Source organism: Pseudomonas sp. FFUP_PS_473, from assembly GCF_002858665.1.
GTDB classification, from domain to species: domain Bacteria; phylum Pseudomonadota; class Gammaproteobacteria; order Pseudomonadales; family Pseudomonadaceae; genus Aquipseudomonas; species Aquipseudomonas defluvii.
In genome coordinates this window covers 1-24,087 of the sequence record NZ_PJQQ01000015.1, presented here as the reverse complement: position 1 = coordinate 24,087, position 24,087 = coordinate 1, and the positions used below count along the sequence as shown (strand labels likewise).

The following is a 24,087-nucleotide window of genomic DNA, read 5'->3' as shown; positions in this document are numbered from 1 at the left end:
TGCCCGGTGGGTCAGTGGCTGCCGGAGTGGCCGAAGCCACCCGCGCCGCGTTGGCTTTCATCGAACGTTTCGACGATGTCGAAATGGGCTTGTACCACCGGCACCAGCACCAGTTGGGCGATTCGCTCGCCAACAGCGATGGTGAATGCAGTCTGGCCGCGGTTCCAGCAGGACACCATCAGTTCGCCCTGGTAGTCGGAGTCGATCAGGCCGACCAGATTGCCCAGCACGATGCCGTGCTTATGACCAAGGCCCGAGCGTGGCAGGATCAGGGCTGCCAGGCCGGGGTCACCGATGTACACCGACAGGCCAGTCGGGATCAGCAGGGTCTGGCCTGGCTCCAGGACGGTGTCTTCCTTGAGCATGGCACGCAGGTCAAGGCCGGCGGAGCCTGGGGTGGCGTACTGTGGCAGCGGGAATTCGTTGCCGATGCGAGGGTCGAGAATCTTGGCTTGTAGAGCGTGCATGCGCGATTAAACCTGGTTAAGACGTTCAGCAATAAAGGCGATCAGCTGACGGGCGATCTTGCCTTTGCTGGTCTGGGCGAAAAGGGTTTCTTGCAGTTGCCGGTCGATCACGCTGCAGGCGTTCTCTTCGCTGTTGAAGCCAATGCTGGGGTTGGCGACATCGTTGGCGACGATCAGGTCAAGGTTCTTGTCCTTGAGCTTGCGTGCGGCGTAGTCGAGCAGGTGTTCGGTCTCGGCGGCAAAGCCGACACTGAACGGACGGTCCGGACGGGTGGCGATGGTGGCAAGGATATCGGGGTTGCGCACCATCTGCAGCAGCAGGCCGTCACCGGTGGTCGGGTCTTTCTTTAGCTTTTGTGGGGCTACGACCTCTGGCCGGTAGTCCGCAACCGCTGCCGAGGCAATAAACAGGTCGCAGGGAATGGCGGCTTCACACGCGGCGAGCATGTCGCGGGCGCTGACCACATCGATGCGGGTCACCCGGTCAGGGGTTGGCAGGTGTACAGGGCCGGTAACCAGCGTGACCTTGGCACCCGCTTCGACCGCTGCTTCGGCCAGGGCAAAGCCCATTTTGCCGGAGCTGTGGTTGGTGATGTAGCGCACCGGGTCGATGTTTTCCTGGGTCGGGCCGGCCGTAATCAGTACATGCTTGCCGGTCAGCGACTCGCGCTTGAAGCATTCGGCGGCATGCCACGCCAGGTCGTTGGCTTCAAGCATGCGGCCCAGGCCTATATCACCACAGGCCTGGCTACCGGACGCCGGGCCGAATACCTGGATCTGGCGGCTTTGCAGCAGTTCAAGGTTGGCCTGGGTGGCCGGGTCGCGCCACATGGCCTGGTTCATGGCCGGGGCGACGGCAACCGTCGCGTCAGTGGCCAGCACCAGTGTGGTCAGCAGGTCATTGGCGACGCCTTGGGCCAGGCGTGCGATCAGGTCAGCGGTGGCCGGTGCGATCAGCACCAGGTCGGCCCACTTTGCCAGCTCGATATGGCCCATGGCGGCTTCGGCGGCCGGGTCGAGCAGGTCCAGATGAACCGGGTGCCCGGACAGGGCCTGCATCGTCAGGGGGGTAATGAATTCAGCACCGCCACGGGTCATGACGACACGGACTTGCGCGCCGTGCTCAAGAAGTCGGCGAACCAGTTCGGCACTCTTGTAGGCGGCGATGCCGCCGCCGACGCCGAGAACAATGCGTTTCCGATACAGCCGCTGCATAGGCTTGCCTTGTCAAATCAGGGTTTGCACGTGCCGATCAGGCTTGTAGGAAGCCAAATCGGCGAAGAAAAAGAGGGGCTAAGATAGCACAGCACTCAAGCCAGACAGCAGTACCCAGTGGGCAGGGAGGTAGCATGAGCATCAAGGATTGGCCGGTCGCGGAGCGGCCTCGGGAGAAGTTACTGGCGCGAGGGGCCACCAGCCTCTCGGACGCCGAATTGCTGGCTATTTTTCTACGAACCGGGGTTCGCGGGCGCAGTGCCGTCGACCTGGCGCGTTACCTGTTACAGCAGTTCGGCAGCTTGCGAGCGCTGTTGGAAGCAGACCTCAGGCGGTTCAGCACCGAGCCAGGGCTGGGGCCTGCCAAGTTTACCCAGTTGCAGGCGGTCATGGAGATGGCCCGGCGCCATCTGGCCGAGCGTTTGCGCCGGGACTCGGTCCTGGAGAGCCCGCAGGCCGTCAAGGACTACCTCAAGGCCGAGTTGCGTCACGAGCCGCATGAGGTGTTTGGCTGCCTGTTCCTGGACAGCAAGCACCGGGTGCTTGCGTTTGAAGTGCTGTTTCGCGGGTCTATCGACAGCGCCAGTGTCTACCCACGGCAAGTGATCAAACGCTCGCTTGCACACAATGCGGCTGCCTTGATCCTGTGCCATAACCACCCGTCGGGGGTTTCGGAGCCCAGCCAGTCCGACGTGATCCTCACCCGGCGGCTCAAGACGGCGCTTGAGCTGGTGGATGTCCGGGTGCTGGATCACTTCATCATCGGCGATGGCGAACCCTTGTCGATGGTCGAGTACGGCTGGTTTTAGCGGGCCACATTCACCTTCGAGAAGTCCTGCCGGCCAAACGGGCTTACCTGATAGCCCTCCACACCCTTGCGGGTGAGGGCAGCAGCAGTTGGGTGCGCCAGTGGCAGCCACAATGCCTGCTGCTGGATCAGCGTCTGCGCCTGCTCGTACAGGCGGCTGCGCACGCTCTGGTCGTTTGTGGTCTTGCCGGCGCTGATCAACTGATCCAGGCGCGGGTCGCAATAACGGGCAAAGTTGGTTCCGGACTTCACGGCGGCACAGGAAAACTGTGGGCTGAGGAAGTTGTCGGGGTCGCCATTGTCGCCAGCCCAGCCCATGAACAGCAGGTCATGCTCGCCCGCCTTGGCCCGGCGGATCAGCTCGCCCCATTCGATAACGCGAATCTCGGCCTGAATGCCGATCTTGCCGAGGTCGGCCTGCAACAACTGTGCGCCCAGGCTTGGGTTAGGGTTGAGCAGACTGCCCGAAGGGCGCGTCCAGATCGTGGTGCTGAAGCCCTTCGCCAGGCCAACCTTGGCCAGCAAGCCGCGGGCTTTGTCCACGTTGGTGGGGTAGCCGGGCAGGTCCTTGGCGTAACTCCAGGTGTTGGGCGGGTAAGGGCCGTTAGCGGCGACGGCGGTGTCTTCAAAAACCGCCTTCAGGTAGCTGGCTTTATCGAATGCCAGGTTGATGGCCTGGCGGACTTCCACTTTATCCAGTGGCGGATGCTGGCTGTTGATGGCGACAAAGGCGGTCATGAAGGCATCGGTCTTCTCGGCCTTCAGGTTGTCATCCTTGGCGGCTTCGGCGATGTCCAGTGGCTTGGGCGACAAGGCGATCTGGCATTCGTTGCGCCGCAACTTCTGCAGGCGCACGTTGGCATCGGGGGTGATCGTGAAAATCAACGGGTCGACCGCCGGTTTGCCGGCAAAGTAGTCCGGGTTGGCCCGATAACGGATGTTGGCGTCCTTCTGGAAGCGACCAAAGACAAACGGCCCGCTGCCGATGGGCTGGCTGTTGAGCTTCTCCGGGGTGCCGGCCTTGAACAGTTGGTCGGCGTATTCGGCCGAGTAGATCGAGGCGAAGCCCATGCTCAGCGTGGCCAGGAAGGTGGCGTCCGTGTGGTCGAGGGTGAAGCGCACGGTGAGCGGGTCTGGCGCTTCGATCTGCTTGATCAGCTCAGGCAGTTGCAGCGATTGCGCATGGGGGAAGCCGCTTTGTGCAATCTTGTGCCAGGGATGAGCGGGGTAGAGCATGCGCTGGAAGCTGAACAGCACGTCGTCGGCATTCAGTGTGCGACTGGGCTTGAAGTAGGCGGTGCTGTGGAACTTCACTTCGGGACGCAGTTTGAACTCGTAGGTCAGGCCATCACTGGAAACTGTCCAGCGCTCCGCCAGGCTCGGCACCACCTGGCCTTGGGTCGCGTCGAATTCGACCAGCCGGTTCATCAGCACATCGGCTGACGCGTTGGTGGTGGTCAGTGAGTTGTACTGAACCACGTCGAAGCCTTCAGGGCTGGCTTCGGTGCAAACGCTCAGTGCCGCCGCCTGGGCCAGTGCAGGCGCAAATACAGCGGCGAACAGTAACGGTAGAGCGGCAGGACGCATGGGGACTCCTTGGCTGATCGATGGCCCATCTGCCGATGCAGTCTGGAAGTGTCCTACCCTAGTGCGCGCCGGACTAAATGGCTATATCCTTTTTGGCTTATCTTGCGACGAGTGGTCGAGGGTGCTCCAAGCCCACGGCTGTGCTGTTCGCGTATGATTCGTTGCACGGCAATTCGTATCTGCTGTTGTTGTACTCTGGTCTTTCTGGTATAAAGCAGCGCTCTTTTCTAGGGGCCCGGTTTGTCGCGTCTGTGCGTATAACCGATAAGACCCTGAAGAAACACGGCGCCTGGCGCCATAGACTGAGAGATTAAGCGGCCAACCCATGCCGGGTTGGGCATGTGGTTTTAGAGGGCTGAGGCATGTCGAGAGTCTGTCAAGTTACCGGTAAGGGTCCGGTAACCGGGAACAACATTTCCCACGCAAACAACAAAACCCGTCGTCGTTTCCTGCCGAACCTGCAGCATCATCGCTTCTGGGTCGAGTCTGAGAAGCGTTTCGTGCGTCTGCGCGTATCCGCCAAAGGCATGCGTATCATCGACAAGCGCGGCATCGATGCCGTTCTGGTTGACATCCGCCGCAACGGCGCCAAGGTCTAAGGGAGAGAATCATGCGTGAATTGATCCGTCTGGTGTCGAGCGCTGGTACTGGCCACTTCTACACCACTGACAAAAACAAGCGCACCACCCCCGACAAGATCGAAATCAAGAAGTACGATCCTGTGGTTCGCAAGCACGTTGCTTACAAAGAAGCCAAAATCAAGTAATTGATTGGTTTCTCGCCGGTGTCCTTTCAGGGTGCTGGCACACAAAAAACCCGGCCTTCGTGCCGGGTTTTTTGTTGCTGTCATACCTGAACGTTGGGCTTAGGCCTTCTGTTCAAACATCACATAGATTTTACGGCACGGCTCCAGCACCTCCCAGGTGCCCGTGAAACCGGCGGGGATGACAAAGCGGTCGCCTGCCCGCAGGGTTTTTGCCTGCCCTGCGCTGTCACGCAGTACCGAGACGCCCTGAAGGATCTCGCAGTACTCGTGTTCGGTGTAGTTCACTGTCCATTGGCCGACAGCGCCTTCCCATACGCCGGCGGCAAATTGCCCGCAGGGGCTGGAATAGTGGTTGAAGACCGCCTGCTCAGGATCGCCCTTGAGGATTTTCTCTGCTGCAGGGCGGTAACGTTCCGCTTCCGTCATGGCTTGGCTGAAATCGACGATCTGCTGAATCTTCATGGACGGGTCACCCTTATTGTGTTTAATAAACTGCACATCAGTAGGATTTTTGCCTATTTGTGTCAAATATATTGATAATTTGGGTGCTGCTGGTTTAGGGTGTCTGATGCCGTCGAGCGTCGTATCGCTCCGGCAAAATTTCTGACAGCACCCGTGAGCCCTCGTGCGGTGCTGCACTTCAATAAGAGGAGGAGTTTCGTATGACCACCCTGACTCGTGCGGACTGGGAACAGCGTGCCCAGCAACTGAAGATCGAAGGCCGTGCTTTCATCAATGGTGAATACACCGCCGCCGCATCGAATGCGACGTTCGAGTGCATCAGCCCGGTCGACGGACGCCTTCTGGCGCACATCGCCAGCTGTGATGAAGCCGATGCCCAGCGCGCCGTCGAAAATGCCCGTGCCACCTTCAATTCCGGTGTCTGGTCGCGCATGGCCCCGGCCAAGCGCAAGGCAACCTTGATCCGCTTTGCCGGCCTGCTCAAGCAGAACGTCGAAGAGCTGGCCCTGTTGGAAACCCTGGACATGGGCAAGCCGATCAGCGACTCGCTGAGCATCGACGTGCCAGGCGCGGCCAATGCACTGAGCTGGAACGGTGAGGCCATCGACAAGGTTTACGACGAAGTGGCCGCTACGCCGGATGATCAGCTTGGTCTGGTCACCCGTGAGCCGGTGGGCGTGGTCGCGGCCATCGTACCGTGGAACTTCCCGCTGCTGATGTCGTGCTGGAAGCTCGGCCCGGCGCTGGCCACCGGTAACTCGGTGATCCTCAAGCCTTCGGAAAAGTCGCCACTGACCGCCATTCGCATCGCTCAACTGGCTATCGAAGCCGGTATCCCTGCGGGCGTGCTGAACGTGCTGCCAGGCTATGGCCACACCGTCGGCAAGGCCCTGGCCCTGCACATGGATGTGGACACCTTGGTGTTTACCGGTTCAACCAAGATCGCCAAGCAACTGATGATCTATGCCGGCGAATCGAACATGAAGCGCGTCTGGCTGGAAGCCGGTGGCAAGAGCCCGAACATCGTCTTCGCGGATGCCTCGGACCTGAACGCGGCCGCACAAGCCGCAGCCAGTGCGATTGCCTTCAACCAGGGCGAAGTCTGCACGGCAGGTTCCCGTCTGCTGGTTGAGCGTTCCATCAAGGATCGTTTCCTGCCGCTGGTGCTTGAGGCACTGAAGGCCTGGAAGCCGGGCAACCCGCTTGACCCGGCGACCACGGTCGGCGCGCTGGTCGACACCCAGCAAATGAACAACGTGTTGTCGTACATCGAAGCCGGTCATAGCGACGGCGCCAAACTGCTGGTCGGTGGCAAGCGTATCCTCGAAGAAACCGGCGGCACTTATGTCGAGCCGACGATTTTCGACGGCGTCAGCAATGCCATGAAGATCGCGCAGGAAGAGATCTTTGGCCCGGTGCTGTCGGTGATCACCTTCGACAGCGTTGAAGAGGCCATCAACATTGCCAACGACACCCCCTACGGGTTGGCGGCGGGCGTATGGACGGCAGATATCTCCAAGGCACATAAGACTGCCAAGGCGCTGCGTGCCGGTAGCGTCTGGGTCAACCAGTACGATGGCGGCGACATGACCGCACCGTTCGGTGGCTTCAAACAGTCGGGTAACGGCCGTGACAAGTCGCTGCATGCGCTGGACAAGTACACCGAACTCAAGGCGACCTGGATCAAGCTGTAAGCCTTGCGCGGCCGGGTGCCGCGCGCGTTCAGTGACACGGCCGGGCCTTGCATCGCAGCAAGCCCGGCTGTGTTGTTTGTGCCTGTTTAAAACAACAAAAAGGGGGCGGTAATGCGCTGGGGTACCTACTTTGCGGTACTGGGGGCAGTGCTCAGTGTTGGCTTGGCGCTAGGCGTGAGCATGCCTCTGGTGTCGTTGCGGCTGGAGAGTTGGGGCTACGGTGGCTTTGCCATTGGCGTGATGGCGGCAATGCCGGCAATCGGTGTGCTGTTCGGGGCCAGCCTGGCCAGCCGCCTGGCGGCGTATTTCGGCACCCCCGGGTTGATGCGTCTGTGCCTGTGGGGCGGCGCGCTGTCGATCGGGTTGTTGGCATTGTTGCCCAGTTACCCGGTGTGGCTGGTGCTGCGCCTGTTGATTGGCATGGTGCTGACCATCGTCTTCATCCTTGGTGAAAGCTGGATCAACCAGTTGGTGGTCGAGGCGTGGCGTGGGCGCCTGGTCGCGCTGTACGGCAGTAGCTATGCACTGAGCCAGTTGGCCGGGCCGCTGGTGCTGGGATTTCTGGGGCCGGAGGGTGACTTCGGTTTTTGGGCGGGTGCAGGCCTGTTATTGCTGGCCCCCCTGTTGTTGATCGGGCGCAGTGGTGCGCCGACAACCGAAGCCTGTTCGGTGACCTTGGGTGATCTGGTCTGGTTCTGTCGCAACCTTCCGGTCATTGCCTGGGCCATTTCCCTGTTTGCCGCGTTCGAGGCGATGATTTTGACCCTGTTGCCGGTGTACTGCCTGCAGCAGGGCTTTGGCACTGAAATGGCGCTGTTTATGGTCAGTACCGTCGTGATTGGCGATGCGCTGCTGCAATTGCCGATAGGTGCGCTGGCCGACCGCATGTCGCGGCGCACATTGTTCTCGGGGTGCGCGCTGGTGTTGTTGATCTCCAGCCTGATGATTCCGCTGCTGTTACACACCTCGTTGATCTGGCCGCTGTGGGTGCTGTTCGGCGCCAGCGCCGGTGGCTTGTTCACCTTGTCGCTGATCCTGATTGGTGAGCGTTACCGTGACGATGCTCTGGTGCGCGCCAACGCCCACGTGGCTCAACTGTGGGGTATTGGTTGCCTGATCGGGCCTTTGCTGGCTGGCGCTGGCAGCCAGTGGATCAGTGGGCATGCCTTGCCCTTGCTGATGGCCGTTGGCGCGTTTGGCCTGGTGTTGCTGGCCCGGCGACCGAATGCCTTTGAGGTGAAGCTGGCTTCTTAAAGCATGCGCTCCAGGCCGACGGCCTTGCTGATCCAGGCATTGAAACGACGCCATAGGCCGCCTGGCTCGGTTGTCAGGGTGTGCAGCTGGTTGTTGTCCTGCGTGACCCAGACCACGCGACCGTTTTCCAGCTTGGGCTGATAGCTCCGGGCGGGGGCCATGCCTTGAGCTGCCAGGTCGCGGGTGTACTCCGCCAGCTCGGGGCTGTCGACCAGCACGCCGACTTCGGTGTTCCACAACACTGAGCGTGGATCGAAGTTGAACGAGCCGATAAAGGTCTTCTTGCGGTCAATGACAATGGCTTTGCTGTGCAGGCTTGAGTCTGAACTGCCGTGCAGGCGGTACAGCGGATGGCGATGAGGCGCGCCGGGCTGGCGGCGCAGCTCAAACAGGTGCACGCCATGTTCCAGCAAGGCCTTGCGGTAGGGGGCGTAGCCGCCATGAACCGCCGGCACATCGGTCGCCTCCAGCGAGTTGGTCAGCAAATTGACCGAGACACCTGCGTCGGCCCGGCTGGTCAGGTACAGCAGGCCGGTGTCGCGCGGTACGAAGTAGGCCGAGATCAGGATCAGTTCGTGGGCCACGGCATTCAGGTCGGGCGCCAGTTGCGGGGTCATCAGCAACTGTGGGTCGGGTTCTTCCGTGGCCAGTACCTTGTTGGGCGCATCCCACAGTGCCTGGCTATGGGCCCAAATCAACTCGTTGCGCCAGATGTCCAGGCGCGGCTGTGTGCGATAGGCCATCAACCGGTCGTAGAGGGCCTTGCGCTGGGTGCTGGCCGCTTGCAAGGCGCTGTCCAGGCGCTGGCGGGTGCGGCGCAGGTCGTCGGCATCTGGTTGGCGCAGGAAAAAGTCGTTGATCGGCCGGCTCAGGGCACTGTTCCAGTATTGGTCAAAACTATGCCCCAACTGCTCTGCCACCGGGCCGACCCCAAGCAGGTCGATATCGGTGAAGTTCAGGTTGGGTTCGGCGTCGAAGTACTCATCACCCAGGTTACGCCCGCCGACGATGGCCATGCTGTTGTCCACCAGCCATAGCTTGTTGTGCATGCGCCGGTGTTGCCGCGACAGGTTGAACAGCCGCCCCAGGGTTCGTGTCACACCGGTGCTGCGGCCCAGGTGCAGCGGGTTGAAGACGCGCAACTGGATGTTGGGGTGGGCCGTGAGGGTGTCGATCAGGTTGTCCAGGCTATCGCTGGTGGTGTCATCGAGCAGGATGCGCACCCGTACACCACGGTCGGCGGCTTGCAGCAGCTCGCTGACCAGTGCGCGGGTACTCAGGCCGTCGCGGACGATGTAGTACTGCAGGTCGATACTGCTCTGGGCATTGCGAATCAGCTCGGCACGGGCACGGAATGCTTCGCTGCTATTGGGCAGCAGGCGGAAGCCGGAGCGGCCACCGTAGGCTTGGGCCTGGCGCTGGACCGAGCGCCCGAACGCCGAGTCGCTGGCCGGCAGTGCCTGACTGACTTCACGGGGGCTGTCGACACTGGCGCAGCCTGCCAGGGCAAACACCAGCCATAGCAACAGAGGCACGAGCCGAGGGTGGTTCAAAGGGCGATTCCTTAACCGCTCAGGGAGATGAACAGGGCCCGCAAGGGCGGCGCAACGTTACCCTCAGCCTATATCCTCGGCCAGTAGACGAATGGCGGTTTCACCCACTTTGCGTACCGCCGCTTCGATCTCGGCGCTGGGGCGGGCCGCGAAATTCATGCGCAGGCAGTTTCGGTACTTGCCTGAGGCCGAAAAAATACAGCCCACGGCAATTTGTACGCCCTGCTCCAGTAAAGCCCGATTCAGCCGCAGCGTATCGAAACTTTCCGGTAATTCGACCCAGAGCATGAAGCCGCCCTGTGGTCGGCTGGCCCGGGTACCTGCCGGGAAGTAGCGTGTCACCCAGTCGATCATCAGGTCACGGCTGCGCTGGTACTGGCTGCGCATCCGGCGCAGGTGTGGCTGATAGTGGCCACCCTCGATGAAGTCGGCAATCGCCAATTGCGGTTGTGTGGCGGTGCAGCCGGTGCTGATGTACTTCATGTGCAGCACCCGCTCCAGATAACGCCCGGGCGCCACCCAGCCGATCCGCAGGCCTGGGGCGAGGGTTTTCGAGAACGAACTGCACAGCAGCACGCGTCCGTCGTCGTCGAAGGACTTGATGGTGCGTGGGCGCGGGTAGGTGTAGGCCAGGTCGCCGTACACGTCGTCTTCGAGAATCGCCACGTCGAAGCGTTGCGCCAGGGTCAACAAGGCCCGCTTGCGGGCTTCGGGCATGCTGTAGCCCAGCGGGTTGTTGCAGCTTGGCGTGAGCTGAATCAGCTTGATCGGCCATTGCTCCAGCGCCAGTTCCAGTGCTTCGAGGCTGATCCCGGTGAGCGGGTCGGTGGGGATTTCCAGGGCTTTCATGCCCAGGCCCTTGAGGGTCTGCATGGCGCCGTGAAAGCTGGGTGAGTCGACCGCGACAATGTCGCCCGGCTCGCAGACCGCGCGAATGCTGGCAGACAACGCCTCATGGCAACCCGTAGTGACCACCAGGTCGGCCGCACTGAGGTGGCAGCCGGAGTCGAGCATCAACCGGGCGATCTGCTCGCGCAGGGGCTGGGTGCCGTAGATGGTGTCGTAATACAGGCCGGGCATGTCCTGGCGTCGGCTGAGTTGGGCGAGGCTGCGCAGCAAGGGCTTGAGGGTCGGGCTGTCGACATCGGGCATGCCCCGGCCCAGTTGCACCACGTCCTTGCGCGGCACGCTGCGCATCAGTTCGACGACCTGATCCCACTGGGAGATATCCACCGGGCGTTGTGCGGGGCGGCTGATCGCGGGCAGGGCGGGGAGGGATCGGGTGCTGGGCACGAAATAGCCCGACTTGGGCCGCGGTGCCGCCAGACCATGGTCTTCCAGCACCCGATACGCCTGCTGGACCGTACTGAGGCTGACACCGTGCTCGACACTCAAGGCCCGTACAGAGGGCAGACGATCGCCTGGCCGGTAGAACCCTTGTTCGATACGTGCGCCGAGCAGCTCGGCGAGGTTGACGTAAAGCGTCATGGCTCTTTCCTTGGCGATTGTTCGCGATGGTTCCATACAGATTAGGCAAAAATACAGCATTCAGTCGCCGTTTTGCCAATTCTGTATGGGCGTAATAGGTGAATTTTGAATCTGTAATGCTTGTTACCTGACGCGCATCATGGCTCCACGCTCGGAACTACTCAGGAGGCAGGCGTGATGAACGGATTAAGCGATGTGCGGCTGAAGATCTACAGCGGTGAGTTGCAGGCGCAACAAACCCCAGACGTGTCTGGTGTGGCGTGTGGCATGGGTCGATGGGCGCTGATGGTGCACCGCTGGCACTCCCGCCGCGAACTGCTGACGCTGGACGCTGAGCAATTGCGCGACGTTGGCCTGACCCGCGAGCAGGCCCTGCATGAGGGGTTGAAACCCTTCTGGCGTCCTTAGATCAGCTCTTTGAAGCGGTGCCAGAGCATGCCCAGGGCCAGCAGTGGCGAGCGCAGGTGTTTACCGCCGGGGAAGGTGATGTGTGGCACTTGGGCAAACAGGTCGAAGCGGCCGCTGTGCTGGCCGCTGATGGCTTCGGCAAGGAGCTTGCCGGCCAGGTGTGTGGCGTTGAGGCCATGGCCGGAATAGGCCTGCGCGTAATACACGTTGGGTTGATCGTGCAGGCGCCCGATCTGCGGTAGGCGGTTGGCACCGATGCCGATCATGCCGCCCCACTGGTAGTCGATGCGCACGTTGGCCAGTTGCGGGAAGACCTTGAGCATCTTGGGCCGCATGTAGGCGGCGATGTCCTTGGGATCGCGCCCGGAGTAGTGACAGGCCCCCCCGAACAGCAGGCGGCGATCGGCAGACAAGCGGTAGTAGTCCAGCGCAACACGCTGGTCGCAGACCGCCATGTTTTGCGGCAGCAACTGCCGGGCCATGGCCTCGCTCAGCGGCTCGGTGGCGATGATGTAGCTGCCGGCCGGCAGCACCTTGCCGCTCAGTTCGGCGTTCAGGCCATTGAGGTAGGCATTGCAGCCCAGCACCAGGGTGCTGGCGCGGACCGAGCCTTGTCCGGTATGCACGCGAACCTGGCTGCCGTAGTCGATGCGGGTTACGGTCGATTGCTCGAACAGGCGCACGCCCAGGCTTTCGGCAACGCGGGCTTCGCCCAGCGCCAGGTTCAGTGGGTGCAGGTGGCCCGACCCCCTGTCGATCAGGCCGCCGACATAGCGGTCGGAGCCGACCACGCGATGCATCTCTTCAGGTTGCAGCAGGCGCAGTTCATGGCGGTAACCGAGCGCGCGCAGTTCCTCGGCATCGGCGGCGAAACCCTCCAGGTCGCTGGGTTTGTTGGCCAGGTCGCAGTAGCCCCAGGTCAGGTCGCAGTCGATGGCATGTTGCTCGATGCGCTGGCGGACGATATCCACAGCCTCCAGGCCCATCAGCTTGAGCTGGCGTACGCCGTCGCTGCCAATTATCGGGGCGAACTGGTCCAGGCCGTGGCCGACACCACGAATCAATTGCCCGCCATTACGCCCACTGGCGCCCCAGCCGATCTTGTGCGCTTCCAGCACGACAACACGCATGCCACGTTCAGCCAGCTCAATGGCGGTGTTGAGGCCTGAAAAGCCACCACCGACCACGCAGACATCGCAGCTCGTCTCGCCCTGCAGCGCTGGATAGTCCGGCTGTGCGGCACTGCTGGCCGCGTAGTAGGAGGCGGTATGCAGGGCGCTGGAAGCGGGCTGCTGAACGCGGACGTTCATGTGCGTTATCCTGATTGTTATGTTTGGAAAACTTGACGGAGCATAAGCCGCGCTTTCGCGCAGAGGCAACCGTCAGGCAAAATCGACGTTCACACCGATATTGCGCAGGCCGCCATGAGTTGCAACAGCCACAAGATCCGCTTCCTGCGTGAGCAGATCCCGTCGTTTGAGTGCGTGCCGGGTTGCCATGACTGCTGCGGGCCTGTCACTACGTCGACGGAAGAAATGGCCCGGCTGCCGCGCAAGACTGAAGCAGAGCAGGACGCTGCGCTGGCCGAACTCAACTGCGTACACCTGGGGCCGAACGGTTGCACGGTGTATGAAGAGCGGCCGTTGATCTGTCGCTTGTTCGGTACCACGCCACGCTTGCCTTGCCCGCGAGGCCGCGGCCCCGAGGAACCGATTGATCCCGGGGCCGAGCAACTGATCCACCACTACATCGCCACCACCCGTCAGGTGTTGGTCTGAGCCTCAGTCCGGAATCGGCAGGTTCAGGCTTTCCTTCACTTCTTCCATGACGATGTAGCTCTTCGACTCACGCACATGCGGCAGTTTCAGCAGGATGTCGCCCAGCAGCTTGCGGTAGGAGGCCATCTCCGAAATCCGCGCTTTCACCAGGTAGTCGAAATCACCGGACACCAGGTGGCACTCCAATACGTGGGGTAGTTTGAGCACCGCACGTCGGAATTCCTCGAAGGTATCGCCAGACTTGTAGTCCAGGCTGATTTCAACGAACACCAGCAGGCTGCCCTTCAGGTGTTGCGGGTTCAGCCGGGCGTTGTAGCCCATGATGATCCCTTCACGTTCCAGGCGTCGAACCCGCTCGGTGCACGGCGTAGTCGACAGGCCGACCTTTTCGCCCAGCTCGGTGAAGGAAATGCGCCCGTCCGTTTGCAGGATGCGCAGGATATTGCGGTCGATCTTGTCCAGTTCACGTTTACTTTGATGCTGGGTTCTCATAGGGGATGCCCCTCCGTAAAAGCTGACTCTGCCGAGAATTCTCGCCAAATATAGGCTTTTATATAGTGAAAAGCACTGCCCATACCTTCCTATACTGCGCCCATCTACGCCATTAACAACAAATGTCTGCGGTGCGCCGCGTCGAGGGATACAAACATGCGAGTTCTGGTACTTGGTAGCGGTGTAATCGGAACCGCCAGTGCCTACTATCTGGCCCGGCAAGGTTTCGAAGTGGTCGTGGTCGATCGTCAGCCGGCGGTGGCCATGGAAACCAGTTTTGCCAACGCCGGGCAGGTCTCGCCAGGTTACGCCTCGCCGTGGGCTGCACCGGGTGTTCCACTCAAGGCTATCAAATGGTTGCTGGAGCGCCATGCGCCGCTGGCGATCAAGGCCACGGCAGACATTGACCAGTACCTGTGGATGGCACAGATGCTGCGCAACTGCACGGCCAGCCGCTATGCCGTGAACAAGGAGCGCATGGTCCGCCTGTCCGAGTACAGCCGTGACTGCCTCGACGAGCTGCGCGCCGAAACGGGCATTGCCTATGAAGGTCGCACCCTGGGCACCACCCAATTGTTCCGTACCCAGGCACAACTGGACAACGCCGCCAAGGACATCGCTGTGCTTGAGCAGTCCGGCGTGCCTTACGAGCTGCTCGACCGTGAGGGCATCGCCCGCGTTGAGCCGGCCCTGGCTGGCGTCACCAATATTCTCGCGGGCGCCCTGCGTCTGCCTAATGACCAGACCGGTGACTGCCAACTGTTCACCACCCGCCTGGCGGAAATGGCCGTCAACCTGGGTGTCGAGTTCCGTTTCGGGCAGAACATCGAGCGTCTGGACTATGCCGGTGACCGTGTTAACGGCGTGTGGATCGACGGCAAGCTGGAAACCGCCGACCGCTACGTACTGGCGCTGGGCAGCTACTCGCCGCAATTGCTCAAGCCGCTGGGCATCAAGGCCCCGGTCTACCCGCTCAAAGGCTATTCGTTGACCGTACCGATCACCGACCCGGCCATGGCGCCGACGTCGACCATTCTCGACGAAACCTACAAAGTCGCGATTACTCGTTTCGACAACCGCATCCGCGTTGGTGGTATGGCTGAAATCGCCGGTTTTGACCTGTCGCTCAACCCGCGTCGGCGTGAAACACTGGAGATGATCGTCAACGATCTTTATCCTCGCGGCGGTGATCTGAGCCAGGCCAGTTTCTGGACCGGCTTGCGTCCGACCACCCCGGACGGTACGCCGATCGTCGGTGCGACCCCGTTCCGTAACCTGTTCCTCAACACAGGCCACGGCACCCTCGGTTGGACCATGGCGTGCGGTTCCGGTCGCCTGCTTGCAGACCTGATGGCCCGCAAAAAGCCGCAAATCAGTGCTGAAGGCCTCGATATTTCTCGTTACGGCAACAACCAGGAGATTGCAAAGCATGGCAGTCCAGCGCCTGCTCACCAATGAGCGCATGAGCCAGATCGTTACCCACAATGGCACCGTCTACCTGGCGGGCCAGGTGGGTGACGACATGAACGCGGGTATCGAGCAACAAACCCGCGAGGCCTTGGCCAACATCGAGCGTCTGCTGGACCTGGCGGGTACCGACAAAACGCGTCTGCTGTCGGTGACCATCTACCTGAAAGACATCGATGCTCACTTCCAGGGCATGAATCAGGTATGGGACACGTGGCTGCCAAAAGGTGTTGCCCCGGCCCGTGCCACGGTCGAAGCCAAGCTGTGCGAGCCTGAAATTCTCGTCGAGCTATCGGTAGTCGCCGCACTGCCGTAACCCATCCCTCACCCGGTGCCGTTGTGGCATTGCGCTACGTGCGAGCACCGGGTTTTTTACTTCTAACCAGACTGCCAGAAGGCTGCCGTCATGCGTCCTGCCCGTGCCCTGATCGATCTTCAAGCGCTGCGTCACAACTATCAACTCGCCCGCGAACTCTCCGGGGCCAAGGCCCTGGCGGTGATCAAGGCCGATGCCTACGGCCATGGTGCAGTACGCTGCGCCCAGGCGCTGCAGGCCGAAGCCGATGGTTTTGCCGTGGCTTGTATCGAAGAGGCGCTAGCGCTGCGTGCGGCCGGTATTCATGGCCCTGTCCTGCTGCTTGAAGGTTTCTTCGAGGCCAGCGAACTGGAGCTGATCGTCCAGCACGACCTCTGGTGCGTGGTGCATGCGCTGTGGCAACTGGAAGCCATCGAAAAGGCCAACCTGAGCAAGCCGATTACCGTCTGGCTCAAGCTCGACTCGGGTATGCACCGCGTCGGTTTGCACCCGAAGGATTATCAGTCGGCCTATCAGCGTCTGCAGGCAACCGGCAAGGTGGCGCGCATTGTCCTGATGAGCCACTTCGCCCGTGCCGACGAACTCGACTGCAGCGCCAGCAACGACCAGGTCGCGGTGTTCCAGGCTGCTCGCCAAGGCCTGAACGCCGAGATCAGCTTGCGCAACTCGCCGGCGGTGCTCGGCTGGCCACAGATCCCCAGCGACTGGGTGCGCCCAGGCATCATGCTCTATGGTTCGACGCCGTTCGAGGTGCAGCAAGCCCAGGCTCAGCGCCTGCAGCCGGTGATGACACTGGAATCGAAAGTCATCAGCGTACGTGAACTGCCGGCCGGTGAGCCGGTGGGCTATGGCGCCCGGTTCATCAGCCAGCGGCCAACCCGTGTCGGTGTGGTTGCTATGGGGTATGCCGACGGCTACCCGCGTCTTGCCCCGACCGGTACCCCGGTGATGGTGGCAGGCAAGCGCAGCCAACTGATTGGTCGTGTGTCCATGGACATGCTTTGCATTGATCTGACCGATGTACCTGAAGCCGGCCTCGGCAGCCCGGTCGAGCTGTGGGGCAAGAACGTACTGGCCAGCGACGTGGCGATTCAGGCCGGGACCATTCCCTACCAGATCTTCTGCAACCTGCGCCGCGTACCGCTGGTCTATTCTGGCGATTGAGGCAACTGGACGGACTGGCAGTGGGTCGAAGTGTTGTAAATACTGAACGCTGTGCGATGATAACGTTCAATTTCGACCCCATTTGTTCGTTTAGGAGGGCTTAAGCCTTGGACGTCGGTGAACGACTGCAGGCCATACGCAAGCTCAAGGGCCTGTCTCAGCGTGAACTCGCCAAACGCGCGGGTGTCACCAACAGCACGATCTCGATGATCGAGAAAAACAGCGTGAGCCCCTCAATCAGCTCGCTGCGCAAGGTGCTGGGGGGTATCCCCATGTCCATGGTCGAGTTCTTCTCTGAAGAACTGCAGCCGGAAAACCCCACTCAGATCGTCTACAAGGCCAACGAGCTCATCGACATTTCCGATGGTGCGGTGACCATGAAGCTGGTCGGCAAGTCGCACCCTAGCCGGGCCATTGCCTTCCTCAATGAGGTCTATCCGCCTGGTGCAGATACCGGCGAAGAGATGCTCACGCACGATGGTGAAGAAACCGGCATCTTGCTGGAAGGTCGCCTTGAGCTGGTCGTGGGGCTGGAAACCTTCATCCTTGAAGCCGGCGACAGCTACTATTTTGAAAGCACCAAGCCGCACCGTTTCCGCAATCCATTCGATGAACCGGCGCGGCTGATCAGTGCGGCGACCCCTGCCAACTTCTGATAGGCCAGGCGCGGCTTATTGTCGCGTCTAATCCCCTTAGGTCTTTAGGGTTGTTTCAGTGCGGCAGGGTTCTCGTTATACTTGCGACCGCCTGCGAAACCGTGGCCGCGGGCGTGACTAGCCACCATGAGGGTGTACGTGTGAATCTAATCAAGAAAATGCTGGCCGTACCAGCTGCCGTATTGGCCCTTTGGGCAGTCAGCGCTCAAGCTGCGACCAATGACGACATTGCCAAGCGACTGGAGCCTGTTGGTCAGGTCTGCGTTCAAGGCCAGGAATGTAAAGGTATGGAAGTGGCTGCCTCTGCTGGCGGCGGCGGTTCCAAGACGCCTGACGAGATCATCGCCAAGCACTGCAATGCCTGTCATGGCAGCGGCCTGCTCGGCGCGCCGAAAATCGGTGACACTGCTGCCTGGAAAGAGCGTGCGAGCCAGCAGGGTGGCTTGGACGGTATCCTGGCCAAGGCCATCACCGGTATCAACGCGATGCCACCAAAAGGCACTTGTGCCGATTGCTCGGATGACGACCTGAAAGGCGCCATCAAGAAGATGTCTGGCCTTTAAGCCATACGCTTCCCCCGACAAAGCCCGCCGCGCGCGGGCTTTGTCGTTTCTGCGGGATGCTGTATTCCCTGCAGGCGGGCTTACAGGAAGGTAACGACGCCGCCTTCCAGCGACTTGACCCGTGCCAGCGACTCGACGCGGTAGCCTTGGCTGTCCAGTTCGGCACGGCCGCCCTGGAACGACTTCTCGATGACGATACCCAGGCCGGCCACGCTGGCACCGGCCTGCTTGACGATCGAGATCAGGGCCTGGGAGGCTTTGCCGTTGGCCAGGAAGTCGTCGATCACCAGCACGCGGTCGCTGCTGTTCAGGTGACGCGGGCTGATCGCCACGGTGTTTTCGGTCTGCTTGGTGAAGGAGTACACCGAGGCCGTCAGCAGGTTTTCAGTCAGGGTCAGTGACTGGTGCTTGCGGGCGAAGATCACCGGAACGCCGAGCTTCAGGCCGGTCATTACCGCCGGGGCAATGCCCGAGGCTTCGATGGTGACGATCTTGGTGACGCCCGAGTCGGCGAACAGACGGGCGAACTCGTCACCGATCAGTTGCATCAGCGCAGGGTCGATCTGATGGTTGAGAAACGCATCGACTTTCAGGACCTGATCGGAAAGCACAATGCCTTCTTCGCGAATCTTCTGGTGCAGTGCTTCCACGGCGGTAAATTCCTCGATGTAACAAAAAGGCCCCGGCAGCGTGCCAGGGCAAAGGTGGATTATCTAACGTTTGAGCATGGCGCGGATATCCGCCAATGCGTTATTGCCACGTGCGGCCTTGACCTCGGTCGGGGCATCGTCGAGGCCTTCCCAGACGAGGTCGTCGTCGGGCAGCTCGTCGAGGAAACGGCTTGGCGCGCAGTCGATGATTTCGCCGTACTGCTTGCGCTTGGCCGCAAAGGTGAACGCGAGGGTCTGGCGAGCCCGGGTGATGCCGACATAGGCCAGGCGGCGTTCTTCTTCGATGGTGTCGGCTTCGATGCTGGAGCGGTGCGGCAGAATTTCCTCCTCCATGCCCATGATGAACACGTAGGGGAACTCCAGCCCTTTGGACGCATGCAGGGTCATCATCTGCACACCCTCGGCGCCTTCTTCCTCTTCCTGCTGGCGTTCGAGCATGTCGCGCAGCACCAGCTTGCCGATGGCTTCCTCGATGGTCATGCCACCGTCTTCGTCTTTCTCGAGGGTGTTCTTCAAGGCCTCGATCAGGAACCAGACGTTGCCCATGCGAAAGTCTGCCGCCTTGTCGCTGGAACTGTTCTGGCGAATCCAGTTCTCGTAGTCGATATCCATGACCATGCTGCGCAGGGCCGCGATCGGATCGTTCTGCGCGACCTGCTGGCGTACGCCGTCCATCCAGCGTTTGAAGCGCTGCAGGCGGTCAGTAAAGCGGCTGTCCAGGTGTTCGCCAAGGCCCAGCTCTTCACTGGCGGCGTACATCGAGATCTTTCGCTCGGTGGCGTAGTTGCCAAGCTTTTCCAGCGTGGTCGAGCCGATTTCCCGGCGCGGCACGTTGATCACCCGCAGGTAGGCGTTGTCGTCGTCCGGGTTCACCAGCAGACGGAAGTAGGCCATCAGGTCCTTGACCTCCTGACGGCCAAAGAAGCTGTTGCCGCCGGAGAGCCGGTACGGAATCTGGTGGTGCTGCAGCTTCAGCTCGATGAGCTTGGCCTGGTAGTTACCCCGGTACAGGATGGCGAAGTCGCTGTAGGGGCGGTCGGTACGCAGGTGCAGGCTGAGGATTTCCATGGCCACCCGCTCGGCTTCGGCCTCCTCGTTACGGCAGCGGATCACACGTATCTCGTCGCCGTGGCCCATCTCGCTCCACAGTTGTTTCTCGAAGGCATGCGGGTTGTTCGAGATCAGTACGTTGGCGCAGCGCAGGATGCGGCTGGTGGAACGGTAGTTCTGTTCGAGCATGACCACCTTCAGCGAGGGGTAGTCGTCCTTGAGCAGCATCAGGTTTTCCGGGCGCGCGCCGCGCCAGGCGTAGATCGACTGGTCATCGTCGCCGACCACGGTGAACTGGTTGCGCGTGCCGATCAGCATCTTCACCAGCAGGTACTGGCTGGCGTTGGTGTCCTGATATTCGTCCACCAGCAGGTAGCGCACGCGGTTCTGCCATTTCTCCAGGATGTCGGCGTGTTCCTGGAACAGCTTCACCGGCAGCAGGATGAGGTCGTCGAAGTCCACCGCGTTGAACGCCTTGAGCGTACGCTGGTAATGCGCATAGACGATGGCGGCGGTCTGCTCCTTGGGGTTGCGCGCTTTTTCCAGGGCTTCTGGAGGCAGCACCAGGTCGTTCTTCCAGGCGCCGATCATGTTCTTGATCTCGTCGACGCCGTCGTCCCCGGAGTACTCCTTCTGCATGATGTCGGTCATCAAGGCCTTGACGTCAGCTTCGTCGAAGATCGAGAAACCCGGCTTGTAGCCCAGCCGCTGATGCTCCTTGCGGATAATGTTCAGGCCCAGGTTATGGAAGGTCGAGACGGTCAGGCCGCGCCCTTCGCCGCCGCGAAGCAGGGTACCGACCCGTTCCTTCATCTCCCGCGCGGCCTTGTTGGTAAAGGTCATGGCCACGATGTACTGGGCACGGATGCCGCAGTTCTGGATCAGGTGGGCGATCTTGCGGGTGATCACGCTGGTTTTGCCGGAGCCGGCACCGGCGAGCACCAAAAGTGGGCCGCCGACGTAGCTCACGGCTTCTTGTTGCCGGGGGTTGAGTCGGGACATGGGGGAACCTGGGGTCGCCTGAAAATAGCCGGGCATTTTAGCAGGCGCGACGAGATTGTGCCGCGACCGTCTGACAGTGTGACGTAGCACGCGATCTAAATTTGCTGGTTCTGTTACTTTCCCGCAGGATGCGCTGCAACGTATGTGGATGTCGGCAAAGGAATGGCATGTGTTTAAGTGAAAATCATTACTACTAATGATTTAGGATAGGGCATCCCTGCTACTCATCGTCATTTAGACTGCGTCAACGTGCTAAGGAGCCAGCTTGTCTACGCCTGTCGAACCTTTGCGTTTGCTCCTGCTGGCTGATGAGCCTAGCTGGGCCGCGGCGCTGCAACACTGCTTGCAGCCGCTGGCCGGTAGTGCCGTGCTGATCAATGCGCCGAACTGGGAGTCGGTCGACAGCTTGTTTGTCAGTGACCGCAATGCGCTGGTGCTGGCCACTCCTGCGCTGCAACCGGCGCCAGGTCGTTGCGACCTGCCCATGCTGCTGCTGTTGGAAGAAGAACCTGTGCAGCCCCCGCTGGGTGTCAGCGACTGGTTGGTGCGTGAAGCGCTGAGCACCGATACCCTGCGGCGTTGCCTGCGCCATGTGCGTGAGCGTGGCGTACTGGAGGCCACCTTGCAGCGCCTGGCCGAGCAGGACCCATTGACCGGCATCGCCAATCGTCAGGGTTTCCAGACCCTGCTCACCGCACGCCTGGCCGATAACGAAGGTCGCGGTGTCGCCCTTGGCCACCTCGACCTGGACAACTTTCGGCACGCCAACGACGCCTTGGGCCATCAGGCGGGCGATCGCCTGATCCTGCAAGTGGTCGGTCGGCTCAAAAGCCAGCTCGAAGCGGGTGATCAGGTGGCGCGTCTGGGCAGTGATGAATTTGCCCTGCTGATTGATACCCGCCGTGAGCCGCAACGTGCCGAATGGATGGCTGAACGTATCGTCGAAGCGTTGGCCGAGCCTTACTGGATCGACGGTGAAAGCCTCTTGCTAGGCTGCAGCCTGGGCGTCGCGCATGCCCGGTCCGAGGGCGGTGCAGACCCACTGATGTGGCATGCCCATATCGCCATGCAACAGGCCAAGGGCACCCAGGGGTGTACGTTCCATGTGTTCAACGAGCGTATCAATCGCCATGCGCGCAGCCTGGCCGACCTGGAAACCGAACTGCGCCGCGCCTTGCGCCGTGACGAACTGGAGTTGCACTACCAGCCTCGTTTTGACCTGAAGGGTGGCCAGATCGTCGGGCTTGAGGCGTTGGTACGCTGGCGGCATGCCGAGCGAGGCCTGCTGCCACCCAGCGAGTTCGTGCCGCTGGCCGAACAGAGCGGGCTGATCGTGCCGTTGGGGTACTGGGTGATCTCCCGTGCCCTGCGCGACATGCAGGCACTGCGTGAGCATGGGGTGGCCCCTCTGCATATGGCGGTTAACCTGTCTTTCCGCCAGTTCCAGGACAGCCAGTTGCTGGCCACCTTGAGCCGGTTGATCATCCAGCATGAGGTTGATGCGCGTTGGCTGGAGTTTGAGTTGACCGAGACGGCCGTGATGCGCCGTAGCGATCTGGTCAAACAGACCATGGATGCGCTGGGCCGGCTTGGCGTGCGTTTCTCCCTGGATGACTTTGGTACCGGGTTCTCGTCGTTCGTGCACCTCAACAGCCTGCCGATTACCTTGCTCAAGGTGGACCGCAGCTTTGTCGGTGGCATGGAGCAGCGCGAAGAAAACCGCCAATTGGTTCACGCCATGATCAACCTGGCGCACAACCTGAAGCTGGAAGTGGTGGCCGAAGGGGTTGAGACTGAAGAACAGATGGCGTTGCTGCGCAGCTTCGACTGCGACCAGGCGCAGGGCTACCTGATCAGTCGTCCGCTCCCGATCGACGAATTGCTGGCCTACCTGACGCAAGGCGCTGCTCCCCTGAAAGCGACTCTGTAGGCGCTGGCCTCAAGGGAGCAGGCTTGCCTGCGAGGGTGTTGGTTAAGCGTCTGCAGCGCGGTGTGCCGGGGTCTCGCTCTAGCGCGCTTCAATACCATCAAGCAGCGCGTCCACCAGCCCTTTGGCCATTTCAACCGAGTGCAGTGTCGAGCGCAGCAGGTTCCTGTTGGGCGTCTTCGTTTCGGTCAACAGCGTGTCGGCAGTATCGTAGGCGCAGCCCAGGTAGAGCGAAACGTGTACCAGTACATCATGGGCAGCGATGCCGGGGCATACGGAGAAAAGCGGGGCGTGGCCAGCGGCGCAGCTGCCGAAAATCGTTTGGGCGGTAACGTAGGTGTGATCGAGGGGCGGATCGGGGACGATCTTTTTCATGACGAGTTCTCCTGTGAGGATGAAGCTGCGTCCACTCGTTACCACACGAGAGGGTGGCAGCTGTACGCGGGGTGGTAAACCGGGGCACAGGAACATCCGGCAGGCCGTGAGGCCTCCCGCGCACAGCCGCCATAAATGGCCGAAGACTGATGACGTTGTACCCGGGTTACCACACCCGATCGCTGTACATTCAGCGACGAAGCCAGCCTAGAGGGCCGGGTTTCCGGGGACAAGTCATCACGCATAGACAGACTGCGTAGGGTATTTCCTAGGACGCAAGATCAGCCAGCCATTTTGCCTATTCGAATCAAAATCTAACATTTGAGTCATTAAAAGACGGTGAGCCAACATACTTGGCGCGTACCTCTCGATACCCTTTCTGTTGGGGCCTTGAGGTATTTGCATTGGGTTGGATATCTGCTAGATATATAACCGTCGTTGATATCGTTTTGACTTTACGCTCGTGTGGCATGGGCAATCCAGCCATGGAGTAGAGGCGAAACCGTCGAAGAGGCTGGAGTTCTCCCGACGGGTTTAAAACAGGATGAACGTTTCAATTGGAGGCACGGATGTCGCCGTTGACTGCGCAACACTTTTCGGGAATTGCGACAGGTCACGTCACTGACAAAGCAAACCCATTTCTCCGTTTACCCAATCTTCTGAAGTGTCGACACCGTCTCGATACCGTGTTCCGGAGGGTGGCGTCTTTTGCCCAGGCCCATCCCAATAATCGCCAGCGTTTTTATGATTAAAAAGTGCACGTGAGCACAAGGTTCGTTATTGCCTTGGGCTGCGATGTGCATTGCGTGCGTCGAGGTTAATCGGTTGAGTCTTAACTACATGCTTTTCTAAGAGGGTGTAGACAAAATCAAGTAGTAAGCCGACGGGCCAGCATGCGAGCTTCAGCCAACCATACCCATGCCG

24 protein-coding genes are annotated in these 24,087 nt (G+C 60.8%); 13 read left to right on the top strand and 11 right to left on the bottom strand.

The window, feature by feature from the left end; translation table 11 throughout:
• Window positions 1–11: 11 nt before the first annotated feature.
• A complete protein-coding gene (gene dut / locus CYD26_RS12245) occupies window positions 12–467 on the bottom strand; it encodes a dUTP diphosphatase (protein WP_065758157.1) in 456 nt (151 codons plus the stop codon).
• Window positions 468–473: 6 nt separating this feature from the next.
• Window positions 474–1,682, bottom strand: coding sequence for a bifunctional phosphopantothenoylcysteine decarboxylase/phosphopantothenate--cysteine ligase CoaBC (gene coaBC, locus CYD26_RS12240; protein WP_065758158.1), 1,209 nt, complete (start codon window positions 1,680–1,682; stop codon window positions 474–476).
• 134 nt (window positions 1,683–1,816) lie between these two features.
• On the opposite strand from coaBC, the gene radC reads away from it, so the two are divergent.
• On the top strand, window positions 1,817–2,491 hold the full coding sequence (gene radC, locus CYD26_RS12235; RefSeq protein ID WP_102052715.1) for a DNA repair protein RadC: 675 nt from the start codon (window positions 1,817–1,819) through the stop codon (window positions 2,489–2,491).
• Here the strand turns inward: radC and CYD26_RS12230 are convergent.
• A complete protein-coding gene (locus CYD26_RS12230; RefSeq protein WP_102052714.1) occupies window positions 2,488–4,077 on the bottom strand; it encodes an ABC transporter substrate-binding protein in 1,590 nt (529 codons plus the stop codon). The two genes, radC and CYD26_RS12230, sit on opposite strands and share 4 nt — an antisense overlap.
• A 362-nt stretch (window positions 4,078–4,439) precedes the next feature.
• Between CYD26_RS12230 and rpmB the strand changes: the two genes are divergently transcribed.
• Both rpmB and rpmG read left to right on the top strand, forming a co-directional pair.
• Window positions 4,440–4,676 carry a 50S ribosomal protein L28 gene (rpmB, locus tag CYD26_RS12225; RefSeq protein ID WP_010225868.1) on the top strand — a complete coding sequence of 79 codons (237 nt, stop codon included), beginning with the start codon at window positions 4,440–4,442 and terminating at the stop codon, window positions 4,674–4,676.
• A gap of 11 nt (window positions 4,677–4,687) precedes the next feature.
• Window positions 4,688–4,843 carry a 50S ribosomal protein L33 gene (gene rpmG / locus CYD26_RS12220; protein ID WP_013793373.1) on the top strand — a complete coding sequence of 52 codons (156 nt, stop codon included), beginning with the start codon at window positions 4,688–4,690 and terminating at the stop codon, window positions 4,841–4,843.
• Between the two features lie 99 nt (window positions 4,844–4,942).
• Here the strand turns inward: rpmG and CYD26_RS12215 are convergent, their stop codons facing one another.
• Window positions 4,943–5,305, bottom strand: coding sequence for a cupin domain-containing protein (locus CYD26_RS12215; protein WP_102052713.1), 363 nt, complete (start codon window positions 5,303–5,305; stop codon window positions 4,943–4,945).
• A 200-nt stretch (window positions 5,306–5,505) separates the two neighbouring features.
• On the opposite strand from CYD26_RS12215, the gene CYD26_RS12210 reads away from it, so the two are divergent.
• Both CYD26_RS12210 and CYD26_RS12205 read left to right on the top strand, forming a co-directional pair.
• Window positions 5,506–6,999: an aldehyde dehydrogenase gene (locus CYD26_RS12210; RefSeq protein ID WP_102052712.1), complete on the top strand. Its 1,494-nt coding sequence runs from the start codon at window positions 5,506–5,508 to the stop codon at window positions 6,997–6,999.
• A 111-nt stretch (window positions 7,000–7,110) separates the two neighbouring features.
• A complete protein-coding gene (locus CYD26_RS12205; protein WP_102052711.1) occupies window positions 7,111–8,253 on the top strand; it encodes an MFS transporter in 1,143 nt (380 codons plus the stop codon).
• On the opposite strand, the gene CYD26_RS12200 is transcribed toward CYD26_RS12205, so the two are convergent.
• Both CYD26_RS12200 and CYD26_RS12195 read right to left on the bottom strand, forming a co-directional pair.
• Window positions 8,250–9,806, bottom strand: coding sequence for a phospholipase D family protein (locus tag CYD26_RS12200; RefSeq protein ID WP_099776332.1), 1,557 nt, complete (start codon window positions 9,804–9,806; stop codon window positions 8,250–8,252). The genes CYD26_RS12205 and CYD26_RS12200 overlap by 4 nt on opposite strands.
• Before the next feature lie 63 nt (window positions 9,807–9,869).
• Window positions 9,870–11,294 carry a PLP-dependent aminotransferase family protein gene (locus tag CYD26_RS12195; RefSeq protein WP_065759771.1) on the bottom strand — a complete coding sequence of 475 codons (1,425 nt, stop codon included), beginning with the start codon at window positions 11,292–11,294 and terminating at the stop codon, window positions 9,870–9,872.
• Window positions 11,295–11,471: 177 nt separating this feature from the next.
• Here CYD26_RS12195 and CYD26_RS12190 point away from each other — a divergent pair, with 177 nt between their 5' ends.
• Window positions 11,472–11,702 carry a DUF1127 domain-containing protein gene (locus tag CYD26_RS12190; RefSeq protein ID WP_065759770.1) on the top strand — a complete coding sequence of 77 codons (231 nt, stop codon included), beginning with the start codon at window positions 11,472–11,474 and terminating at the stop codon, window positions 11,700–11,702.
• Here the strand turns inward: CYD26_RS12190 and CYD26_RS12185 are convergent.
• On the bottom strand, window positions 11,699–13,012 hold the full coding sequence (locus tag CYD26_RS12185; RefSeq protein WP_102052710.1) for an FAD-binding oxidoreductase: 1,314 nt from the start codon (window positions 13,010–13,012) through the stop codon (window positions 11,699–11,701). The genes CYD26_RS12190 and CYD26_RS12185 overlap by 4 nt on opposite strands.
• A 114-nt stretch (window positions 13,013–13,126) precedes the next feature.
• Between CYD26_RS12185 and CYD26_RS12180 the strand changes: the two genes are divergently transcribed.
• The gene (locus CYD26_RS12180) at window positions 13,127–13,480 is read left to right on the top strand and encodes a YkgJ family cysteine cluster protein (protein WP_065759768.1); all 354 of its coding nucleotides are present in this window, start codon (window positions 13,127–13,129) and stop codon (window positions 13,478–13,480) included.
• A gap of 3 nt (window positions 13,481–13,483) precedes the next feature.
• On the opposite strand, the gene dadR is transcribed toward CYD26_RS12180, so the two are convergent.
• Window positions 13,484–13,972 (bottom strand): transcriptional regulator DadR, encoded by a 489-nt coding sequence (gene dadR, locus CYD26_RS12175; protein WP_042121505.1) that lies wholly within the window; start codon window positions 13,970–13,972, stop codon window positions 13,484–13,486.
• A 156-nt stretch (window positions 13,973–14,128) separates the two neighbouring features.
• Between dadR and dadA the strand changes: the two genes are divergently transcribed.
• The 5 genes from dadA to CYD26_RS12150 all read left to right on the top strand — a co-directional run bounded on the left by dadA (window position 14,129) and on the right by CYD26_RS12150 (window position 18,138).
• Window positions 14,129–15,430, top strand: coding sequence for a D-amino acid dehydrogenase (dadA, locus tag CYD26_RS12170; protein ID WP_065759767.1), 1,302 nt, complete (start codon window positions 14,129–14,131; stop codon window positions 15,428–15,430).
• Window positions 15,402–15,755 (top strand): RidA family protein, encoded by a 354-nt coding sequence (locus tag CYD26_RS12165; protein ID WP_065759766.1) that lies wholly within the window; start codon window positions 15,402–15,404, stop codon window positions 15,753–15,755. The genes dadA and CYD26_RS12165 overlap by 29 nt, the downstream gene beginning before the upstream one ends.
• A 90-nt stretch (window positions 15,756–15,845) precedes the next feature.
• Complete coding sequence (gene alr / locus CYD26_RS12160; protein WP_102052709.1) at window positions 15,846–16,919, top strand: alanine racemase; 1,074 nt, start codon at window positions 15,846–15,848, stop codon at window positions 16,917–16,919.
• Window positions 16,920–17,026: 107 nt separating this feature from the next.
• Window positions 17,027–17,575, top strand: coding sequence for a cupin domain-containing protein (locus CYD26_RS12155; protein WP_065759764.1), 549 nt, complete (start codon window positions 17,027–17,029; stop codon window positions 17,573–17,575).
• Between the two features lie 140 nt (window positions 17,576–17,715).
• Complete coding sequence (locus tag CYD26_RS12150) at window positions 17,716–18,138, top strand: cytochrome c5 family protein (protein ID WP_176717423.1); 423 nt, start codon at window positions 17,716–17,718, stop codon at window positions 18,136–18,138.
• 80 nt (window positions 18,139–18,218) lie between these two features.
• Here the strand turns inward: CYD26_RS12150 and xpt are convergent, their stop codons facing one another.
• Together xpt and rep are read right to left on the bottom strand one after the other, a co-directional pair.
• The gene (xpt, locus tag CYD26_RS12145; protein ID WP_065759762.1) at window positions 18,219–18,788 is read right to left on the bottom strand and encodes a xanthine phosphoribosyltransferase; all 570 of its coding nucleotides are present in this window, start codon (window positions 18,786–18,788) and stop codon (window positions 18,219–18,221) included.
• 63 nt (window positions 18,789–18,851) lie between these two features.
• The gene (gene rep, locus CYD26_RS12140; RefSeq protein ID WP_065759761.1) at window positions 18,852–20,861 is read right to left on the bottom strand and encodes a DNA helicase Rep; all 2,010 of its coding nucleotides are present in this window, start codon (window positions 20,859–20,861) and stop codon (window positions 18,852–18,854) included.
• Window positions 20,862–21,126: 265 nt separating this feature from the next.
• Between rep and CYD26_RS12135 the strand changes: the two genes are divergently transcribed.
• Window positions 21,127–22,791 (top strand): bifunctional diguanylate cyclase/phosphodiesterase, encoded by a 1,665-nt coding sequence (locus CYD26_RS12135; protein ID WP_102052708.1) that lies wholly within the window; start codon window positions 21,127–21,129, stop codon window positions 22,789–22,791.
• Window positions 22,792–22,869: 78 nt separating this feature from the next.
• Here the strand turns inward: CYD26_RS12135 and CYD26_RS12130 are convergent, their stop codons facing one another.
• Complete coding sequence (locus tag CYD26_RS12130) at window positions 22,870–23,163, bottom strand: DUF3077 domain-containing protein (RefSeq protein WP_065759759.1); 294 nt, start codon at window positions 23,161–23,163, stop codon at window positions 22,870–22,872.
• Window positions 23,164–24,087: the final 924 nt, after the last annotated feature.

Excerpts from the sequence above, each read along its gene's own strand:
- CYD26_RS12185 (WP_102052710.1), bottom strand. The coding sequence starts at position 13,012 with ATGAACGTCCGCGTTCAGCAGCCCGCTTCCAGCGCCCTGCATACCGCC.
- CYD26_RS12130 (WP_065759759.1), bottom strand. The coding sequence starts at position 23,163 with ATGAAAAAGATCGTCCCCGATCCGCCCCTCGATCACACCTACGTTACC.
- CYD26_RS12180 (WP_065759768.1), top strand. The coding sequence starts at position 13,127 with ATGAGTTGCAACAGCCACAAGATCCGCTTCCTGCGTGAGCAGATCCCG.
- coaBC (WP_065758158.1), bottom strand. The coding sequence starts at position 1,682 with ATGCAGCGGCTGTATCGGAAACGCATTGTTCTCGGCGTCGGCGGCGGC.
- rpmB (WP_010225868.1), top strand. The coding sequence starts at position 4,440 with ATGTCGAGAGTCTGTCAAGTTACCGGTAAGGGTCCGGTAACCGGGAAC.
- dadA (WP_065759767.1), top strand. The coding sequence starts at position 14,129 with ATGCGAGTTCTGGTACTTGGTAGCGGTGTAATCGGAACCGCCAGTGCC.
- radC (WP_102052715.1), top strand. The coding sequence starts at position 1,817 with ATGAGCATCAAGGATTGGCCGGTCGCGGAGCGGCCTCGGGAGAAGTTA.
- dut (WP_065758157.1), bottom strand. The coding sequence starts at position 467 with ATGCACGCTCTACAAGCCAAGATTCTCGACCCTCGCATCGGCAACGAA.
- CYD26_RS12210 (WP_102052712.1), top strand. The coding sequence starts at position 5,506 with ATGACCACCCTGACTCGTGCGGACTGGGAACAGCGTGCCCAGCAACTG.
- CYD26_RS12195 (WP_065759771.1), bottom strand. The coding sequence starts at position 11,294 with ATGACGCTTTACGTCAACCTCGCCGAGCTGCTCGGCGCACGTATCGAA.
- rep (WP_065759761.1), bottom strand. The coding sequence starts at position 20,861 with ATGTCCCGACTCAACCCCCGGCAACAAGAAGCCGTGAGCTACGTCGGC.
- CYD26_RS12215 (WP_102052713.1), bottom strand. The coding sequence starts at position 5,305 with ATGAAGATTCAGCAGATCGTCGATTTCAGCCAAGCCATGACGGAAGCG.
- CYD26_RS12230 (WP_102052714.1), bottom strand. The coding sequence starts at position 4,077 with ATGCGTCCTGCCGCTCTACCGTTACTGTTCGCCGCTGTATTTGCGCCT.
- alr (WP_102052709.1), top strand. The coding sequence starts at position 15,846 with ATGCGTCCTGCCCGTGCCCTGATCGATCTTCAAGCGCTGCGTCACAAC.
- dadR (WP_042121505.1), bottom strand. The coding sequence starts at position 13,972 with ATGAGAACCCAGCATCAAAGTAAACGTGAACTGGACAAGATCGACCGC.
- CYD26_RS12190 (WP_065759770.1), top strand. The coding sequence starts at position 11,472 with ATGAACGGATTAAGCGATGTGCGGCTGAAGATCTACAGCGGTGAGTTG.
- rpmG (WP_013793373.1), top strand. The coding sequence starts at position 4,688 with ATGCGTGAATTGATCCGTCTGGTGTCGAGCGCTGGTACTGGCCACTTC.
- CYD26_RS12205 (WP_102052711.1), top strand. The coding sequence starts at position 7,111 with ATGCGCTGGGGTACCTACTTTGCGGTACTGGGGGCAGTGCTCAGTGTT.
- CYD26_RS12165 (WP_065759766.1), top strand. The coding sequence starts at position 15,402 with ATGGCAGTCCAGCGCCTGCTCACCAATGAGCGCATGAGCCAGATCGTT.